Annotated in this window: 12 protein-coding genes and 1 pseudogene; 2 read left to right on the forward strand and 11 right to left on the reverse strand. The window is 74.7% G+C overall.

Annotated features, from left to right (window positions below; all coding sequences use genetic code 11):
* Positions 1 to 2: 2 nt before the first annotated feature.
* Genes FJQ57_RS06095 through FJQ57_RS06110 form a run of 4 tightly spaced genes read right to left on the reverse strand, consistent with a single transcriptional unit; the run spans position 3 to position 6,856 of the window.
* Positions 3 to 1,856, reverse strand: coding sequence for a CocE/NonD family hydrolase (locus FJQ57_RS06095; protein WP_139978271.1), 1,854 nt, complete (start codon positions 1,854 to 1,856; stop codon positions 3 to 5).
* A gap of 49 nt (positions 1,857 to 1,905) precedes the next feature.
* Positions 1,906 to 3,336 carry an aldehyde dehydrogenase family protein gene (locus tag FJQ57_RS06100; RefSeq protein ID WP_170219292.1) on the reverse strand — a complete coding sequence of 477 codons (1,431 nt, stop codon included), beginning with the start codon at positions 3,334 to 3,336 and terminating at the stop codon, positions 1,906 to 1,908.
* Entirely contained in the window at positions 3,333 to 4,913 is a 1,581-nt protein-coding gene (locus tag FJQ57_RS06105) for a GMC family oxidoreductase (RefSeq protein ID WP_139978273.1), read from the reverse strand. The genes FJQ57_RS06100 and FJQ57_RS06105 overlap by 4 nt, the downstream gene beginning before the upstream one ends.
* Complete coding sequence (locus FJQ57_RS06110) at positions 4,913 to 6,856, reverse strand: S9 family peptidase (RefSeq protein ID WP_139978274.1); 1,944 nt, start codon at positions 6,854 to 6,856, stop codon at positions 4,913 to 4,915. Before FJQ57_RS06110 ends, FJQ57_RS06105 begins: the two co-directional genes overlap by 1 nt.
* A 152-nt stretch (positions 6,857 to 7,008) precedes the next feature.
* Here FJQ57_RS06110 and FJQ57_RS06115 point away from each other — a divergent pair, with 152 nt between their 5' ends.
* Entirely contained in the window at positions 7,009 to 7,959 is a 951-nt protein-coding gene (locus FJQ57_RS06115; RefSeq protein WP_139978275.1) for a GntR family transcriptional regulator, read from the forward strand.
* 22 nt (positions 7,960 to 7,981) lie between these two features.
* Here the strand turns inward: FJQ57_RS06115 and FJQ57_RS06120 are convergent, their stop codons facing one another.
* Positions 7,982 to 9,292 (reverse strand): aspartate aminotransferase family protein, encoded by a 1,311-nt coding sequence (locus FJQ57_RS06120; protein WP_139978276.1) that lies wholly within the window; start codon positions 9,290 to 9,292, stop codon positions 7,982 to 7,984.
* A 91-nt stretch (positions 9,293 to 9,383) separates the two neighbouring features.
* On the opposite strand from FJQ57_RS06120, the gene FJQ57_RS06125 reads away from it, so the two are divergent.
* On the forward strand, positions 9,384 to 11,228 hold the full coding sequence (locus FJQ57_RS06125) for a dipeptidyl-peptidase 5 (RefSeq protein WP_170219293.1): 1,845 nt from the start codon (positions 9,384 to 9,386) through the stop codon (positions 11,226 to 11,228).
* Here the strand turns inward: FJQ57_RS06125 and FJQ57_RS23755 are convergent.
* The 6 genes and pseudogenes from FJQ57_RS23755 to FJQ57_RS06150 form a co-directional block, all read right to left on the reverse strand.
* Positions 11,215 to 12,690: an aldehyde dehydrogenase gene (locus tag FJQ57_RS23755; RefSeq protein WP_139978278.1), complete on the reverse strand. Its 1,476-nt coding sequence runs from the start codon at positions 12,688 to 12,690 to the stop codon at positions 11,215 to 11,217. The two genes, FJQ57_RS06125 and FJQ57_RS23755, sit on opposite strands and share 14 nt — an antisense overlap.
* A gap of 133 nt (positions 12,691 to 12,823) precedes the next feature.
* Positions 12,824 to 13,075 carry a helix-turn-helix domain-containing protein gene (locus FJQ57_RS23760; protein WP_425465417.1) on the reverse strand — a complete coding sequence of 84 codons (252 nt, stop codon included), beginning with the start codon at positions 13,073 to 13,075 and terminating at the stop codon, positions 12,824 to 12,826.
* Positions 13,076 to 13,212: 137 nt separating this feature from the next.
* Positions 13,213 to 13,764, reverse strand: a pseudogene (locus FJQ57_RS23765) (cupin domain-containing protein); the annotation flags it as partial.
* Positions 13,765 to 13,868: 104 nt separating this feature from the next.
* Entirely contained in the window at positions 13,869 to 16,217 is a 2,349-nt protein-coding gene (locus FJQ57_RS06140) for a transketolase-like TK C-terminal-containing protein (protein ID WP_139978279.1), read from the reverse strand.
* Positions 16,214 to 17,434, reverse strand: a complete 1,221-nt coding sequence (locus FJQ57_RS06145; RefSeq protein ID WP_211348753.1) for a CaiB/BaiF CoA transferase family protein — start codon at positions 17,432 to 17,434, stop codon at positions 16,214 to 16,216. Before FJQ57_RS06145 ends, FJQ57_RS06140 begins: the two co-directional genes overlap by 4 nt.
* Entirely contained in the window at positions 17,431 to 18,372 is a 942-nt protein-coding gene (locus FJQ57_RS06150; RefSeq protein WP_139978280.1) for a hydroxymethylglutaryl-CoA lyase, read from the reverse strand. Before FJQ57_RS06150 ends, FJQ57_RS06145 begins: the two co-directional genes overlap by 4 nt.
* Between the last annotated feature and the right edge of the window lie 18 nt (positions 18,373 to 18,390).

Here is an 18,390-nt window from a genome sequence, read left to right on the forward strand (position 1 = left end):
CGTCAGCGGGGCAGGCGGAGGACGCCGGGCGGGCGGGGGACGGGGTTGGGGCGGCAGGGCTCGGAGTGCATCTGGGCGCAGGAGGGGAGCGCCTTCTTCACGTTGGCGCGCGGCAGCAGGCCGAGGACCAGGCGGGAGGGGAAGCGCTTGCCGGAGTGCACGGTGACCGTCTGGGGGGTCAGGTTGGACAGGAAGCCCCACAGGCCGGTGACGCCGGGGTTCTCGACGTACATGCGGACGCTGGAGCCGGCGCGGAAGGTGTGGCCGAAGGGCATCACCTCGACCCGCGCGAGCTGCGGGCGGCCGGGCGTGAGGAAGCGCTGGGCCTTCGCGGTGTGCGGGTGCCAGGGGCGCAGGGCGGTCGAGCGGCGGGCGTCGAGGGCGCGGTGGGAGGCGCGCAGCCAGCCGCGCTGCACGTAGACCTCCTGGCCGTCGGGCCGCACCTCGGTGATGGTGACCTGCAGGTCGACGTCGCGGGCGGTGCTGGAGATCCAGAGGTCCGCGCTCGAGCTGCCGTACGTCGTCATGGTCCGCGCGAGGCGGGGGGAGGTGAAGACGGCGCGGCCGGCGCCGACGTACGGCTGGACCGACCAGGTGTTGACCCGCAGGTCCTCCTCGAGGTTGACCGCTGAGGTGTCGACGACGGCGGGTGACGGCAGCGGGTAGAGGAAGGGGCGGCCGTCGGCGCGGGCGACGGGCGTGGCGCCCATGGAGCCGCCGGGGCGCAGGTAGAGCGGGGTGGCCTCGACCTTGACCGGCAGCGAGCGGCGGGTGGTGACGCTGCGGGGCAGCTTGGCGTTGGTGGTCTCGTGCCAGACCTGCACCTTCGGCGTGCGGCCGAAGCCGTTGCGGATGCCCTTGACGTGGAAGTCGTAGAACCGCGCGAGCGTGTCGAGGACGCGCGGGGAGAACTGGTACATCAGGTGGTGGCCGTTGGTGGAGATCATCCAGGTCTTGCGCGGGTCCATCCGCTCGAAGAAGTGCCCGCCGCGGCCGCCGGTCTCCTCGTCCTGCCAGCTCTGCACGACCAGGGCGGGGACGTTGATGCGGCCGGCGCGCGGCGCGATGCTGTGGGAGCGGTGCCAGCCGTCGGCGAACGGGTGCCGCGGCGCCTGGACGGCGAGCTGGTTGCCCGCGTTGCCGGGCACGTGTGCGGCGGCGGTGGCCAGGCAGGCGAGGTCGCCGTCGGCGGCGGCCTTCTGGCCGCCGGTCAGCCAGTCCTGGTTGAGCGCGAGGCCCCACTCCGGCGGGAAGACGGTGTTGTAGATGCCGCCGGGGAAGCCGATGTCGCGGTAGGTGTCGCCGACGATGTTGGCTGGGGTGATGGCGACGAGGTGCTTCGGGCGCTCCGCGGCGACCCAGGCCTGCATGATGCCGCCGTAGGAGTAGCTGTACATCGCGACCCTGCCGTTGGACCACCGCTGGCGGCCGGCCCAGTCGACGGCGTACGCGCCGTCCTTGCCCTGCTGGCGGTTGAACAGCTCCCACGTGCCGGTCGAGCAGGCAGAGCCGCGCAGGCTGACGCCGATGACGGCGTACCCCTTGGCCAGCATGCGGGGCACGAAGGTGTCGTTGGCGCGGGTGGGGTCGCTGCCGGCGAAGTAGCCCTCGTACTGCATGAGCGTCGGGAAGGGGCCCTTGCCGCGGGGGAGCAGCAGCGTGTACTTCAGCCGCGTGCCGTCGGGGAGCCGGATGTAGCCGGCGGACTTCGTCGTGCCGGCGGGCAGCGGCGCGGGGACGGGCCCCGTGGCGACGGTGACGGTGGCGGGGGCGGCGACGGACGGGCCGCTCGTGGCCACCAGGGCTGGGGTGAGCAGGCCGAGCAGGAGCAGCAGGACCGTGGCGGTACGACGCATGCGGGGTTCCTCGGGGTCGGGTGGTGCGGGGAGGGAGCAGGAGAGAGGGTCAGCCGACGAAGCGGTGGCCGGCGAAGAAGGCGGGGCCCTGGCCGTCGCCGACGGTGCCGAGGCCGCTGGCGCCCCACATGGAGCCGACGGCGGGGGCGTCGGAGCCGCTGCGGAGCACGGCGTTGACGGTGACCAGGCCGGCGCGCAGCCGGCGGCCGACGGCGCGCGCCTGATCACGGTCGGCGCCGAAGACGTAGCCGACGAGGCCGTAGGCGTGGTCGTTGGCGCTGGCCACGGCCTCGTCGAGGTCGCCGTAGGTCCGGACGAGCAGCACGGGACCGAACACCTCGTCGCGCAGGCTCGCGCCGCGGTCGGCCAGCACGACGGTGGGCTGCAGGAAGAGCCCCTCGCCGTCGGGCAGGGTGCCGTAGCGGCGCACGTCGCACCCCAGCGCGGCGTACGCCGCCACCTGCCGCTCGAGGTGCGCGCGGTGCCCGGGGTGGGCGAGCGGGCCGGTGGTCGTCGCGGGGTCGTCGGTGCGGCCGAGCATCACGTCGGCCAGGGCCGCGTCGAGGGCGGCGAGGTGGTCGTCGAGGCGGTCGGCGGGCACGACGAGGCGGCGGGGGCCGACGCAGACCTGGCCGTTGAGGAGCTGGAGACCGAACGCGACCTCGGCCGCGACCTCGGCGGGGTCGGCGTCGGGCAGGGCCAGGACGGGGTTGTTGCCGGAGAGCTCGAGGTCGGCGGGCTTGAGCTGGGCCGCACAGGCGCGGGCGACCTCGGTGCCGCCGGCGACACCGCCGGTGTAGGAGACGGCGCGGACCCGCGGGTCGGTGACCAGCGCCTCGCCGACCTCGCGGCCGCCGTGCACCACCTGCACCAGGCCTGCGGCCAGCCCGGCTGCCTGCACCGCCTCGGCGAACGGGCCGGAGAAGTGCGGCGCCCACTCCGAGGCCTTGACCACGACCGGACAGCCGGCGAGGAGCGCGTCGACGGTCTTGGTGACCACGGTCGGGGCGGGCGCGTTCCACGGCAGCAGCACGGCCGCGGGGCCCCAGGGCAGGCGCCACTGGTCGGCCGGGCCGACGGCGCTGGTCAGCTCGGTGCGCTCCCACCCGGCCTCGAGGTCGGCCGCCGCCTGCTCCAGCAGGCCGACGCGGCCGCCGACGAGCGCCGTGGTCCAGGTGAGCGGGACGCCGGTGTCGAGGCTGTCGGCCGCGGCCAGCCGGTCGGCCCGGACCGAGAGCTCCGCCGCCAGCCGGCGTACGGCGGCGGCCCGGTCGGCGAGCGGCAGGCCGGTCCACGACTCCTCGGTGTGGACGCGCGACGCCGCGGCCACCGCGGCCTCGAGGGCGTCGGCGGACGTGGCGGCCTGGGCGTGCAGGTCGCCCCCGGTGTCGGAGTCGCACAGCCGCGGCTTGAGGGTCTCGGCCGGTGTGGCGAGGGTGCCGTCGACGAGCTCGCGGACGGTGCAGTCGTGCTCGGTCACGCGGGTGCTCCCATCAGCCGGGCGACCTGCTCGCCGACGAAGATGGCGGCGAGGTTGGTGTTGGCGCGCGGCGTCCACGGCAGCACGCTCGCGTCGGCGACGCGCAGGCCCTCGACGCCGACGACACGGCCGACCGGGTCGACCACGACGTGGGGCTCGCCGGCCGTGCCCATGGTGCAGGTGCTGGTGGCGTGCACGGTGTCGGCCACGTTGGCCAGCGCGAACGCGCGGAACTGGCGGTCGTCGAGCTCGGTCGCCGGGTCGAGGTCGGCGCCGAGGGTGAACCCGCCGGCCAGCGCCCGGAGCTCGGGCTCGCGGGACCAGGCCCGCAGCTCGTCGACGACCACCCGGAAGCGGCGCAGGTCGTCGTCGGTGGAGAGCATGTCGAACTCGACCCGCGGCTCCAGGATCGGGTCGGTGGTGGTGATCTCGACCGAGCCGGTGGAGCTGACGCGGTTGACCCAGCCCGCGATGCCGGCCACCGGGAGCCCGATGCCGAGCGCCCCGACGACGGCGACCATCAGGTCGTCCTGGCCGTCGGGCCCCTCGCCGACGCCGGAGGAGAAGCGCACGCAGAGCTGGCCGCGCTGCGGCCGGCCGGCGTAGTCGGGCGGCTCGTGCAGGTCGAGGGCGAGCGCGATGCCCGGGTGCTCCTGGAGGCCGAGTCCGACGGGCAGGTCGGCGCGCAACCGCACGCCGAGGTCGCGCAGCAGCCGCGACGGGCCGATGCCGGAGCGCTGCAGGATGGCGGGCGAGTGGATCGCACCGGCGCAGACCACGACCTCGCTTGCCGCGACGTCGACGTACTCACCGTCGACGATCGCCCGCACCCCGGTCACCCGCGGTGTGCCGGGGCCGTCGGTGAGCAGCACGCGGTCGACGAGCGCGCCGCCGCGGATCGTCAGGTTGGCGCGGTCGCGGGCGGGCTCGAGGTAGCCGTCGTTGGTGGAGACGCGGCGACCGTCGCGGCCGTTGTAGGCGTACGGCGACGCGCCGGTCGTGCCCGGGGCGTTGTGGTCCTCGGCCCACGGGTGGCCCAGGCGGGCGGCGATGGCGTCGGCGGCGGCGTCGAGGGGGCTGAAGTCCTCGCGGCGCGGCCGGGTGACCGGGATGGGGCCGCCGCGGCCGTGGTGGTCGGCGTCGCCGAAGTCGAGGTCGTCCTCGAGGGCGCGGAGAGCGGGCAGCGCCTCGTCGTACGACCAACCGGCGCAGCCGGCCGCGGCCCAGCCGTCGAAGTCGGCGACCGTCGGCCGGATCGCGAACATGCCGTTGATGGCCGAGCTGCCGCCGACGCCGCGGCCGCGCAGGTAGGCCGCGGGGTCCTGGACCGCGGAGCGGCGGGCCTCGAGCTTGGTGAAGGTGTGCTCCTCGGCCAGGCCCACGGTGGGCTGGACGCGGCCGGGCTCGATGCTGCGCAGCTCCTCGGGGGTGTCGGCGGAGCGGTAGTCGGGGCCGGTCTCGAGGAGGAGGACGGTGCGGCCCTCGTCCTCGGTGAGGCGGGCGGCCAGCGCGGCGCCGGACGAGCCCGCGCCGACCACGACGACGTCGTAGGCGCGGCCGAGAGCACCGGGGGTCATCAGCTCGCCTCCGTGGTCGGGTGGGGCGCGGGGGAGGACGCCGGCATCCAGCGCTCGAACCAGTCGACCGTGCGGGCCAGCGCGTCGAGCACGGCCGCGGTCTCGCGGGGACCGTGGCCGGCGGTGGGGTAGGTGACGCACGCGCTCGGCACGCCGCGCGCGGCCAGCGCGCGGTGCATCGCCAGGGCCTGACCGGGCGGGGTGGCGCGGTCGAGGGTGCCCGCCAGCAGGAGCGTCGGTGTGCGGACGGCCGCGGCGTGGGCCAGGGGGCTGCGCTCGACGTACTGGCCGGTGGGGAGCCCGCCGGGGCCGTGCGGCGACCCGTCGAGGAACAGCTCGTCCCACACGGGCATGCACGCGGTGCCGTGCTGCTGGGCCCAGTCGGTGACGGGGTGCTGGGCGACGGCCGCGGCGAACCAGTCGTGCCGGGTGACCAGCCACGCGGCGAGGTAGCCGCCGTAGGACCCTCCGGTGAGGCCGACACGGGTCGGGTCGACGGTGCCGTCGTCGACCAGCGACCGGACACCGGCGACCACGTCGTCGGCGTCGGCGCCGCCCATGTCGCCGACGACGGCGCGGGCGAACGCCTGGCCGCGGCCCGCGGAGCCGCGCGGGTTGGGCTGCAGCACGGCGTACCCGCGGTCGAGCAGGAGCGCGGTGGTCAGGCCGAGCGGGCCCCACGTGGCGCGGTGACTGGCGATCGGGCCGCCGTGCAGGAGCACGACGAGCGGGTGCGGGCCCGGCCCGTCAGGAAGGTGGAGCCACCCCTCGACCTCGAGCTCGTCGGGTGCGGTCCAGCGGTGGACGCGGGAGGTGCCGGGCAGCCCGACCGTGCTCGCGGGCAACGACGCGGCGACGTGGGTGCGGCCGTCGTCGTCGAGGAGCAGGACCTCGGGGCGGGTACGTGGGCCGACGTGGCTGAACGCGATCCGGCCGGGTCGGAACGACGCCCGCGGGTGCAGGCCGGAGGCGGTGGAGGCGACGCTCTCCCACAGGACGCGGCGATCGCCGGTCGCGACGTCGACGAACCCGAGGACCGTCGTCAGGCCCTCGAGCCCGGCGAACCCGACCTCGGTCTCGGAGACGAAGGCCGCGTCGGAGACGTCGGTCGGTGCGGCCAGGCGGCGGGTCTCGCCGGTGTCGAGGTCGAGCACCTGCAGGTCGCCCGCCACGAGGTCGCGGTCGCTGGCCACCGACTCGACCCAGGCGATCCGCCGCCCGGACGGCGAGGCGGTGACGGCCCCGACCTGCGCCTCGGGGCGTACGACGACGTGGTCGGTGCCGGTGGCCGGGTCGAGCAGGCGGAGGTCGGCGGCGTACCAGGCCGACTCCGAGGCCGACCCGTCGGAGCAGACCGCGAGCACCTGGGGGCCGGCCCAGCAGGCGTCCCACACGGTGAGGTCGGGGCGACCGACGGTGCGCGTCGCGCCGGTGGCGGGGTCGAGCAGCACGAGGCGGCGCCAGCAGGACGAGCCGTCGGTCGACTCGACGCGGGGCTCCCAGGGCTCCGCGCCGGGCACGAGCCCGGAGCCGGCGACGCCCGGCAGCTCGGAGCCGGGCTCGGCCACGACGAGGAGGAGGGCGTCGCCGTCGGGGGCCCAGGCGAGACGCTCGACGTGGCCGGTGACGGTGCGGTGCAGGTCGCCGATCCAGACGCCGGTGTCGTCGAGGTGGGCGAGCCTCGAGCCGTCGGGAGACCAGGCGGGGAGGCGGCCGTCGCGCTGCCGGTCGGCTGCGGCCGGGTCGGGGCCGGCGGCGCCGTACGTGGTGACGACCCCGCGGGCGGGGGCGAGCAGGTGATCGCGGACCTCGGCGACGGCGGCCACGCGATCGTCGGTGGGGTGCAGGGCGACCGAGCCGGCTGCGACCGGGCGGCCGAAGGTGCCGGCGAGCCGCGCCTCGGCGTACGCCACGACCGCGTCGTTGCCGCTCGGCCTGGCCATCGGTGGTCCTCTCGCCGGCGCGTGTCCGGCAGGGTGCCGCGCGCCGGACGATCGTCACCCACCCGACGGGACGCGTCAACCAGTTGGGCCAGATTGCGTCATAGTTTGTTGGGACACGACGCGGATGGGCGGGGTGGGCCTATCATCCGCGGGTGCAGCGCATCCAGCTCAGCGAGACGTCCGGGGTGCCGGTCTTCCGCCAGATCATCGACCAGGTCGTGTTCATGATCGAGGCGGGCGAGCTGCGCGACGGCGACCGGCTGCCCAGCAGCCGGCTGCTGGCCACCAACCTCGAGGTCAACCGCAACACCGCCGCCCGCGCCTACGCCGAGCTGCGCCGGATGGGCCTGGCCACCTCGCAGGGTCGCGCCGGCATGGTCGTGACCCGCTCGGCCGAGGTGCGCGACGCGTTCGCCGACCACGAGCAGGCCGTCGCGCTGCTCTCCGGGCCGGTGCGCGAGTGCCTGGCACTGGGCCTCGACGCCGACGAGATCAGCCGGATCGCCCGGCACGAGGCCCTGGCCGCCCAGCAGGCGGAGGTGCAGGTCGGGTTCGTGGAGTGCAACGACGAGCGCGCCGAGACCTTCGCCCGCGACCTGTCCGAGACCGTCGGGGCGAAGGTGCGCCCGCACGTGCTCGGCGCCTTCGAGCCCGCCGAGCTGGGCGACCTCGACCTGGTGGTGACGACGTTCTTCCACCACGCGGAGGTGCGCCGGCTGGTCCGCTCGGTCGAGGCCGACCCGTTGCCGGAGGTGCTGGCCATCGTGGCCGCCCCGCACCTGCGCACCCTGACCCGGCTCTCGGCCCTGCCGTCTGACAAGCGCATCGGCATCCTCTACTCCACCGAGCACCAGGCCGAGCTCATCGGCCAGTCGCTCAGCGACTCCGGCCTGACCAACGTCTCGGTCGTGCGCGAGACCAGCGACGAGGCGCTGGCCGGGTTCGACGTCGTCGTGGTGCCCAGCGAGGACCCCGAGCTCAACGCGCTCGTCAAGGACCGCTCCAAGGTGCTGGAGTTCGGCAACGTGCTCGACCCGGCGAGCCGGCGCATGGTCTCCGACGTGGTCGACGACCTGCGCGAGCGGCGTACGCGGGAGGGCTGAGGCGCCTCGCCCGAGGGCTCGCTCAGGCGCCGCCGGCGGCCAGCACCGACCCGATGGAGGCCTCCAGGACGTCGAGGCCCTGGTCGAGCTCGTCCTCGCTGATCGTGAGGGGCGGGGCGATGCGGAAGACGCCGCCCATGCCGGGCAGCTGGACGATGTTCACGTGCAGCCCGCCCTCGAGGCAGGCGGCGGTGACGGCAGCGCCGAGCTTGTCGGCGGGCGTCCGCGACTCCTGGTCGGTGACCAGCTCGAGACCACGCAGCAGGCCGCGGCCGCGCACGTCGCCGACGACGTCGTACCGCTCGCGCATCGCCTCCAACCGGCCGCCGAGGTGCTCGCCGAGGCGCCGGGCGCGCTCGACGAGGCCGTCGCGCTGGATGACGCGCAGGACGGTCAGCGCGACCGACGCCGCGAGCGGGTCGGAGACGTGGGTGGTGAAGAACAGGAAGCCGCGGTCGTGGCAGACCGCCTCGACCTCCTCGCTGGTCACGACGACGGCCACGGGCAGCCCGCCCCCGAGGGTCTTGGACAGCGTGAGCAGGTCGGGGACGACGCCGTCGCGCTCGAAGGCGTACATCGTGCCGGTGCGGCCGAGGCCGGTCTGGGCCTCGTCGGCGATGAGCAGCATGCCGCGCTCGGCGCAGAGCTGGGCGAGCAGGCGCAGGTAGCCGGGGGGCGGCTCGATGATGCCGCCGGAGGACAGGATCGGCTCGACCAGGCAGGCGGCCAGGCTGCCCGAGGACTGCTGGTCGACCATCGCGAAGCCGTAGTGCAGCTCGGTCTCCCAGTCGTGAGAGCCGTCGGCGTGCCGGAACGGCGAGCGGTAGGCGTTGGGGGTCGGCAGGACGAGGTTGCCGGGCACCGGCGGGCCGTAGCCGCGGCGGCCGGCCGAGAACGTCGCCGACGCGGCGCCCGAGGTCATGCCGTGCCAGGACCGGTCGAAGGAGACGACCTCGTAGCGCCCGGTGTAGAGCTTGGCCATCTTGAGCGCGGCCTCGTTGGACTCCGCTCCGGTGGTCAGCAGCAGCACCTTCTCCAGCGGCTCCGGCAGGGTCGCCGCCAGCTCGCGGCCGAGGTCGACCACGGGCCGGCTCAGCATCCCGCTGTAGAGGTGGTCGAGCGTGGTCATCGACTCGTGCACGGTGGCCACGACCTCGGGGTGCGAGTGCCCGAGGATGGCGCTCATCTGGCCCGAGGTGAAGTCGAGGATCGGCGTGCCCGCCGCGTCGTAGACCCAGGAGCCCTGGGCCCGCTCGATGACGCGGGGGGTGAAGGCGGCGCCGTACCGCACGAGGTGGCGGCTCGCGTCCTGCCAGAACTGGTCGGTGCTCACGAGCGCCGAGCATGACTGTCATAGTTCGTTGTGTCAATCGGTTCCGGGAAGCGCTGGACCGGGTGGGCCACGACGACTACCGTCGGCGTCCGTGCCGACCCCGATCCCCGCCGCATCTGTGTTCGCCGGCCGGATCGGGTTCGACTGGCTGCGCCGCGACGGCGACGGGCTGCTGTGGGTCGAGGCCCGGCCGGCCCAGGGCCGCTCGGTGCTGGTCTCGTGGCAGCCGGGAGCCGAGCCCGTCGACCTCACCGCGCCCGGACGCTCGTGCTCGGCCCGCGTGGGCTACGGCGGCATCCCGTACGCCGTGGGCCCGGCCGGTGAGGTGTGGGCCGTCGAGGGGGCCGACCAGCGGGTGCGCTGCGCCCGGGGACCGCGGCGGGGCACCGCGGTGACGTCGACCGATGGCGACGTGCGGTGGGCCGACCTCGTCGCCACCGCCACCCACCTGTACGCCGTCCGCGAGACCCACCACGGCCCGCGCGCCGACGAGGTCGACAACGAGCTGGTCCGGATCGCCCTCGACGGCTCGGGCCGGCCCGCCGGGGAGCAGGTCGTGCTCGACGCAGGGCACGACTTCGTGGCAGCCCCCCGGGTCTCGCCCGACGGGCGACGGCTGGCCTGGATCACCTGGGACCACCCGCGGATGCCGTGGGACGGCACCGACCTCTGGGTCGCCGACCTCGTGCCCGAGGGGATCGCCGGCATCGCCGCGCCGCGCCACGTCGCGGGCGGGCCGGAGGAGTCGGTGCTCGAGCCGACGTGGACCCCCGACGGCGACCTCTTCTTCCACACCGACCGCTCCGGGTTCTGGAACCTTCACTCCCTCCAGCGTGGCCGGCTGGTCGACACCGACCACGACATGACCCCGCCGCCGTGGCACCTCGGCCTGCGCACCGTCGACTGCTTCCCCGACGGTCGCCTGGTCTGCACCTGGATCGCCGACGCGACCGAGCACCTCGGCGTGCGGCACCCCGACGGCCGTCTGGAGGAGCTCGCGACGCCGTACACCCGGCTCGGCTCGCCGACCGTGCTGGGCGACCGGGTCGCCGTCGTCGCGGCCGGTCCGCGCCACCCGGCGGCGGTGGTGCTCCTCGACCCGAGTGGGGGGCGGGTCGAGGAGCTCCGCCGCGAGCCCGTCGACGTGCCGTCGGCGACCAGCGAGCCGGTGGCGCTGACCTACCCGACGACGGGCGGCGACGTCGCGCACGCCTTCTACTACGCACCGCCCGGGCCGGCCGGCCCCGCCCCGCTCGTCGTCAACGCCCACGGCGGCCCCACCAGCCACGTCGTCCCCGTGCTCGACCTGCGCCGGGAGTTCTGGACGAGCCGCGGCTACGGCTACCTCGAGCTCAACTTCCGGGGCAGCACCGGGTACGGCCGCCGCTACCGCGACGCGCTCAAGGGCGAGTGGGGCGTCGTCGACGTCGACGACGCGGTGGCCGGGGCACTCCACCTCGTCGAGCGGGGCCTCGCCGACCCCGACCGGCTCGTGGTGCGCGGGTTGAGCGGCGGCGGCTGGCTGACCCTGTGCGCACTGGCCTTCCGCGACGTCTTCGCCGCGGGCGCCAGCAGCAACGGCGTCGCCGACGCGCACAAGATGGCCGCCGACACGCACAAGCTCGAGTCGCACTACCTCGACTCCCTCATCGGCCCGCTGCCGCAGGCGCGCGCGACGTACGACGAGCGCTCGCCCATCACCGCCGCCGACCGCATCGACGCGCCGCTGCTGCTGGTGCAGGGGGCGCTCGACGAGGTGGTCCCGGCCGACCAGGCCCAGATGATCGCCGACGTGCTCGCGGCGCGAGGGGTCGACCACGAGCACCTCGTCTACCCCGACGAGGGCCACGTGTTCGTGCGCGCCGACAACCTGGCCCACGCGCTGGAGGCCGAGGCGGCGTTCTTCGCGCGGTCGCTGGCGTTCAGCCCAGCTTGAACGGGTCGCGCGTGCCGCCGGTGAGCTCGACGTACACCGACTTCGTCTCAAGGTACTCCTCGACCGCCGCCGAGCCGTTCTCGCGGCCGATGCCCGACATGCCGAAGCCGCCGAAGGGCATGTTGGGCGCGACGACGCGGTAGGCGTTGATCCACACCGTGCCCGCCTTGATGGCGTGTGCGACGCGGTGGGCGCGGTGGACGTCCTTGGTCCACACCGCGCCGGCCAGGCCGTACGGCGTGTCGTTGGCCAGCCGGACCGCCTCGTCCTCGTCGGTGAAGGTGTAGGCGGTGAGGACGGGCCCGAAGACCTCCTCGCGGGCGATGGTGGCGTCGTGCTCGGCGACGACGACGGTCGGCTTGACGAACAGGCCGCCGAGGTCGGCGTTGGGCTCGCCGCCGGTGGCGATGGTCCAGCCCTCGTCGCGGGCCCCCTGGAGGTAGCCGAGCACCTTCTCGTACTGCGGCTGGTTGGCCACGGGGCCCATCTCGGTCGCGGCGTCCGTGGGGTCGCCCTGCTGGATGGCCTCGGCGCGCGCCACGACCTTGGCCACGAGCTCGTCACGCACCGACTCGTGGACGACGAGGCGCGAGCCGGCCATGCAGGTCTGGCCGGTCGCGGCGAAGACCCCGGCGACCAGGCCGTTGGCCGCGGCGTCGAGGTCGGCGTCGGGGAAGACGACCTGGGGCGACTTGCCGCCGAGCTCGAGGGTCACCCGGTTGACGTTGGCCACCGCGGCCTGGGCGACCTTGATGCCGGTGGCGGTGCTGCCGGTGAAAGCGACCTTGTCCACGCCCTCGTGCGAGGCCAGACGCTCACCGGTGGAGCGGTCCCAGCCGGTGACGACGTTGAGCACGCCCGCGGGCAGGCCGGCGGCGTGCAGCACCTCGGCGAACGCGACGGTCGAGGCCGGCGCGTGCTCCGACGGCTTGACCACGCACGTGCACCCCGCAGCCAGCAGGGGCGCGAGCTTGAAGGTGAGGAGCAGCAGGGGCGAGTTCCACGGCGTGATCGCGCCGACCACGCCGATCGGCGTCTTGGTGGTGTAGCCGAAGTAGGTGCTGGGATTGACCTGCGGGACGGTGCGGCCCTCGAGCTTGTCGGCCAGGCCGGAGAAGTAGGAGTACCAGGTGCCGAGGCCCTGCAGCTGCCCGAGCATCTCGCGCAGCAGCTTGCCGGAGTCGTTGACCTCCAGCCGGGCCAGGCGGTCGGCGTCGTCGGTGATCGCGTCGGCCACCCGGCGCAGGATGCGCGCCCGGTCGAACCCGGTCATCCGACCCCACTCGCCCTCGTACGCCGCGCGGCTCGACGCGACGGCCCGGTCGACGTCCTCGGGGCCGCCGTCGGCCATGGTCGCCCACGTGGTCCCGGTCCAGGGGTTGGTGGACTCGAAGGTGCGACCGGACAGCGCGGGCACCTGCTGGCCGTCGATGAACATCCCGAACGACTCGATGTCTGGCATGGTCCCGACGCTACGAGCGCCGTCGGGCGGCGGATATCCGCTGGCTGCGGTGCGGGGTCCGGTCAGCGCGTCGGCTGCGGGGGCTTCGAGGCTCGTCGCTGGCGCTCCTCGCACCTCAGCCACCGTGTTGGCGTCAGCGGTTGAGGGTCGCGCTGGGGAGCTCGCCGAACTGGTCGCGGTACTGCTGGGCGAAGCGGGACTGGTGGAAGAAGCCCCACCGCATCGCGAGGTCGGTGACACGGGTGCGCTGGGGGTCGGCGCGGAGGAGGTCGGCACGGACCCGGCCGAGGCGGACGCGGCGTACGTAGGCCATCGGCGTCTCGTCGAGCTGCTCGGCGAAGGCGGCGTGCAGGGTGCGGACGCTGACGCAGGCGACCTTGGCCAGGAGCTCGGGGGTGAGCTCGGCGTCGGCGTGCTCCTCATGTAGCGGACGACGGGGGCGAGCCGGCCGAGGCGGGTGGTGTCGTCGCGGCCGGCGAGGGCGTCGGAGTACTGGTGGCGGCCGGCCTGGAGGAGCGTGGTGAGCACGTAGGTCTCCAGCTGGGTGCGGGCCAGCGGCAGGTCGCGCAGGCCGCCGGGGCGCTCGAGCTCGGTGGCCAGGAAGCGCACCGACTGGAGCAGCGCCTGGCCGGCGGGGGAGGTCAGGTCGAGGCCGAAGTCGAAGTCGACGACGTCGGTGACCGGCCGGCCGATGAGGTCGCCGAGGTGCGACTCCAGCCCGGTGCGCGAGACCTTGAGGATCAGCTGCTCCGCGTCGGGCGTCCACCGCACGGTGTTGGACTGCTCGGGGTTGAGCACGAGCCCGCGCGCCAGCGCCGGGGTGTGCTCACGGGTGCCGTCGCGGCGGGAGGCACTGGTGGAGCCGGTGAGCTGGAGGTTGACGTGGTACCACTGCTCGGCCGCGGGCATCCGCAGCTCGGTCTCGGCTCCGTAGGTCAGGTAGCCGAGGGTCAGGTGCCGGTCGCTGGCGGCGTTGAGCCGCATGTCCATCGCGTCCTGCGGCCCGACGAGGTCGTGCGGCAGGTAGACCCGGGTCACAGCGTCGCGGGCCTCCTCGAGGCTGCGGGTCGCCATGACAGCGTCGCCCGCGAGGTACTCCCTGAGCAATCCCGACCCCCCAGCTCGGCCGCCGGTGCGACCGTGACGACGGTCACCGTATGCGGCGGGTCAAGCCCGCTCTACCTCCCCAGGAGGTCCAGCGCGGCCTCGACGACGGAGTAGGCGTCGATGCCGTGCAGCGCGTAGGCGTCGGACAGGTCGGAGCTCTGCCCGAACTCGGTCACCCCGAGGCAGCGGATCCGGTCACCGCGCGCACCGGCGAGGAACGACAGCGTGTGCGGGTGGCCGTCGATGACGGTGACGATCGGGCAGTGGTGGTGGGGCGGCAGCAGCAGGTCGAGCACGCCCGACCCCTCGCCGGGGCGGCGGCTGCTGCGCTGCTGGAACGACCGGAACACCAGGTCGGCGCTGGTCAGGCACACCACCCCGGCCACGACGTCGTGCGCGGCGAGCCGCTCGGCCGCGGCCAGCACCTCGGGCATGACCGCGCCGGTGCCGACCAGCGTCACCTGCTCGTCGGCGACGGCGTGGTCGGTGATCCGGTAGCCGCCGCTGACGACCTGGCGTCGGCGGCGCTCCCGCAGCACCTCGTCGTCGGGCACCCGGGCCAGGGCGGGGTCGATGGGCCGCGTCGAGAGCCGGAAGTACGACGACGTGCCGCTCGGCACGCCGACCTGGCCCATCGCGTGCAGGAACGTCCACTCCAGGTCCTGGGCGAAGGCCGGCTCCCAGGCGGTGCAGGCCGGCTGCTCCAGCCCGATCGACGGCGTCGAGACCGACTGGTGCGCCCCGCCCTCGGCCGACAGCGTCACGCCCGACGGGGTGCCGACCAGGATCGACTGCCCGCCGGCGTACATGCCGAAGGACCAGGGCTCCAGGGCGCGGGAGACGAACGGGTCGTACATCGTGGCGATCGGGATCAGCCGCTCGCCCCAGCGCGACCACGTGGAGCCGAGCTCGGCGGCCAGCCCGACGAGGTTGACCTCGGCGATGCCGAGCTCGATGTGCTGGCCCTCCTCGGACTCGGCCCACTTCAGCAGCCGCTGGGCGTCGTCGGCGAACCAGTCCTGCCGCTCGGCCACCGACCACACGCCGGTCTTGTTGATCCAGCCGCCGAGGTTGGTCGAGGACGCCACGTCGGGGCTCGTGGTCACCACGCGGGCCGCGGCCTCCGGGGCGTCGCGGACCAGATCGGCCAGCAGCCGCCCGAGCGTGGCCTGGGTGGAGACGACCTTGCGGTGGGGGTGCCCGAGCTCGGTGGGTACGACGACCTCGCCGGTCGGCACGGGAGCCGACCGCGCGAGCGCCGTACGACGCCGAGCGGCGAGCTCGGCGGCGGCCGAGCCCTCCGGCAGGCCGGCCCACGGGTCGGCCAGGTCGTGTCCGGTCGCGTCGGCCAGCGCCTGCATCTGCCCCTCGGTGAGCAGGGCGGAGTGGTTGTTGGGGTGGCCCTCGGTGGGCAGCCCGCGGCCCTTGACGGTGTAGGCGAAGACCACTGTCGGGCGGTGGTCCTCGACCGACTCGAAGGTGTCGAGCAGCAGCCCGAGGTCGTGTCCGCCGAGGTCGCGGACGGCGGCGGCGAGGTGGGGGGTCGGCACCGACTGCAGCAGCTCCTGCAGCGCCTCCTGGCCGGCCGGGCCGCCCGGGGACCCGTCCGGCTCGCCCATGATCCGCTCGGCGACCTCGGAGGAGTCGACGCGCAGCATCCGCTGGTACTCCTCGTTGGGCATGGCCTCGAGCCGGGCCCGCAGCTGGTCGCCCCCGGGGCGGGCGAACAGCGCCGAGATGAGCCGGCCCCACTTGAGCGTCACGACCTGCCAGCCCGCCGCCGCGAACATCGCCTCCAGTCGCTGCACCTGGATGTCGGGTACGACCCGGTCGAGGGACTGCCGGTTCATGTCGACGACCCACAGCAGCTCTCCCAGGCTGGCCACCTGGGGGTCGGCGACGGCCTCCCAGATCGCGCCCTCGTCGAGCTCGGCGTCGCCGAGCAGGCTGATGAAGCGCCCGGCGCGCGGGGCGTCGCGGAACTGCGAGCGCACGTAGCGGTGCGCGATCGCCGCCCACAGCGTCGCCGTCGCGCCGATGCCGACCGAGCCGGTGGAGAAGTCGACCGGGTCGGGGTCCTTCTGCCGCGACGGGTAGGACTGCAGTCCGCCCTTGGCGCGCAGCGTCGGCAGGTAGCGGGCGTCGAGGTCGCCGAGCAGGTAGTTGACCGCGTGGAGCACGGGCGAGGCGTGCGGCTTGACCGAGACCCGGTCGCGGGAGGTGAGCTCGGCGAACCACAGCGCCACCATGATGTCGACCATCGAGGCCGACGAGGCCTGGTGGCCGCCGACCTTGATGCCGCTCTCGTCGGGGCGGCCGCGGTTGGCCGCGTCGACGATCGCGGTGGCCAGCCACAGCACGGTGCGCGAGACCTCGCGGAGCACCTCGACGTCGGGCCGGTCCTGCGGGGCGTCGCTCATGTCGGACCATCCTCCTCGGTGAGCAGGTCGTGCAGCCAGGCCGTGTCGGCGCCCAGGTCGGGTCCGAGGTGGGCGACCGGCAGGGACGTCTCGCCGAGCAGCGGCACGACGCCCGGGAACGCCACCGCGCGCAGCCGCCCGTCGATCTCCACCGGCAGCTCCTGGACCATCTTGCGGGCCAGGTACTGCTCGTCGTCGACGATGTCGGCCGCCCGGTAGATCGGCCCGGCCGGCACCGAGGCCTCGTCGAGCAGCCGCAGGGTCTCGTCGCGGTCGTGCTGCCGGGTCCAGGACTCGATGGCCTCGTCGAGCTCGTCGCGCCGCGCCCACCGGCCGGCGTTGCCGGCGAGGTCGTCGTCGGCGGCGAGGTCGTCGCGTCCGATGGTGGCCATCAGCCGCTGGAAGATGGAGTCACCGTTGCCGGCGATGACCACCGAGGTGCCGTCGCCGCACTCGTAGGCGTTGGACGGCGCGATGCCCTCCATCCGTCCGCCCGTGCGTCGGCGGGTGACCTCGAAGGCGGAGTAGTCGGGGATCAGGGACTCCATCATCGAGAAGACCGCCTCGTGCAGCGCCACGTCGACGTGCCGCTCGGCCGGCGTCACCGGGGCCGCGTCGGCCGCCCGCCGCCGCTCCCGGTCCAGCAGGGACATGACGACCCCGAAGGCGGCGTACAGCCCCGCGATGGAGTCACCGATCGAGACCCCGACCCGGGCCGGCGGCCGGTCGGGGTCGCCGACCAGGTCGCGCATGCCGCCGAACCCCTCGGCCACCGCGGCGAACCCGGGCCGGGCGGCCATCGGCCCCGTCTGCCCGTAGGCCGAGACGCGGGCCACCACGAGCTCGGGGTTGGCCTCGGCCAGCACCTCGGGGGTCAGGCCCCACTTGTCGAGGGTGCCGGGGCGGAAGTTCTCGAGCAGGGCGTCGGAGCGCCGCAGCAGGTCCAGGACGGTCTGCCGACCCTCGTCGGTGCGCAGGTCGATCTCCACCGACCGCTTGCCCCGGTTGATGGTGCGGTAGAGCAGCGAGGTGTCGCCGCCGTACAGGCGCCAGGTGCGGAGCTCGTCGCCGGTGCCGGGGCGCTCGACCTTGACCACCTCGGCGCCGAAGTCCGCGAGCATCCGGCCGGCCGTCGGGGCGGCGATGTAGTTGCCGAGCTCGACGACGCGCAGGCCCGAGAGCGGGCGCATCGGGTCGTCGGGACGCGCGCCGATCACGGGGCCTCCGGGAAGTCGCCGGCCCGGCCGAGCAGCGCGTCGACCGGGCGGCCGAGCTGCTCGGCCAGCCACGACGCGGTGCCGGTGAGCGGGGCGAGGTCGGTGGGGTGGGGGCCGCAGACGGGAGTGCCGGTGCGGCGCAGGAGGTGGAGGAGGTCCTCGGTGGCGATGTTGCCGGTGGCGGCCGGGGCGAACGGGCAGCCGCCGTACCCGCCGACAGAGGCGTCGAGCGCGACCCGGCCGCCGACGGGGCCGAGGTCGAGACGGGTGGCGGCCCAGGCGTTGGCGTAGCCCGTGTTGCGGGTGTTGTGGAAGTGGAACCGGAGGGAGCGCAGCCGGTCGTCGGCCAGCGCAGCGGCGCCGAGCTCCTCGACCTGCGTCGGGACGCCGACGCCGACCGTGTCGGCCAGCGCGAGCTCGTCGACGCCGAGGTCGAGCACCCGGTCGACGACCTCGGCGACCCTGGCCGGGGCGACCTCGCCCTCGAACGGGCAGCCGAAGGCCACCGCCAGCGTGACGGAGACGTCCTTGCCGGCGGCCCGGGCGACCTCGACGACCCCCCGGGTCTGCTCCAGCAGGCCGGCGGTGTCGGCGCCCTGGTTGCGGGCGGCGAAGGTGTCGGTGACCGGGACGACCATGTTGAGCTCGTCGCAGGAGGTCTCGGCAGCCCGCTCGGCGCCGCGGCGGTTGAGCACCAGCCCGATGAGCGAGACCCGCCCGCGCAGGTCGGCCAGGCCGTCGAGGACCTCCTCGGCCCCGGCCATCTGCGGCACGCGGTCGGGCCGAACGAACGAGACGACCTCCATGCGGCGTACGCCCGCGTCGGCGAGGCGGTGGACCAGGGCGACGCGGGTGGGGACGTCGAGGGTGCGGGCCTCGTTCTGCAGGCCGTCGCGGGGGCCGACCTCCACGAGCTCGACCGTGGGCGGGCTGTGCATGACCTCCACCCTGACCGA

The sequence above is a fragment of the Nocardioides litoris genome (assembly GCF_006346315.1).
Taxonomy (GTDB): Bacteria; Actinomycetota; Actinomycetes; order Propionibacteriales; family Nocardioidaceae; genus Nocardioides; species Nocardioides litoris.

Excerpts from the sequence above, each read along its gene's own strand:
- FJQ57_RS06140 (WP_139978279.1), bottom strand. The coding sequence starts at position 16,217 with ATGAGCGACGCCCCGCAGGACCGGCCCGACGTCGAGGTGCTCCGCGAG.
- FJQ57_RS06095 (WP_139978271.1), bottom strand. The coding sequence starts at position 1,856 with ATGCGTCGTACCGCCACGGTCCTGCTGCTCCTGCTCGGCCTGCTCACC.
- FJQ57_RS23755 (WP_139978278.1), bottom strand. The coding sequence starts at position 12,690 with ATGCCAGACATCGAGTCGTTCGGGATGTTCATCGACGGCCAGCAGGTG.
- FJQ57_RS06105 (WP_139978273.1), bottom strand. The coding sequence starts at position 4,913 with ATGACCCCCGGTGCTCTCGGCCGCGCCTACGACGTCGTCGTGGTCGGC.
- FJQ57_RS06150 (WP_139978280.1), bottom strand. The coding sequence starts at position 18,372 with ATGCACAGCCCGCCCACGGTCGAGCTCGTGGAGGTCGGCCCCCGCGAC.
- FJQ57_RS06110 (WP_139978274.1), bottom strand. The coding sequence starts at position 6,856 with ATGGCCAGGCCGAGCGGCAACGACGCGGTCGTGGCGTACGCCGAGGCG.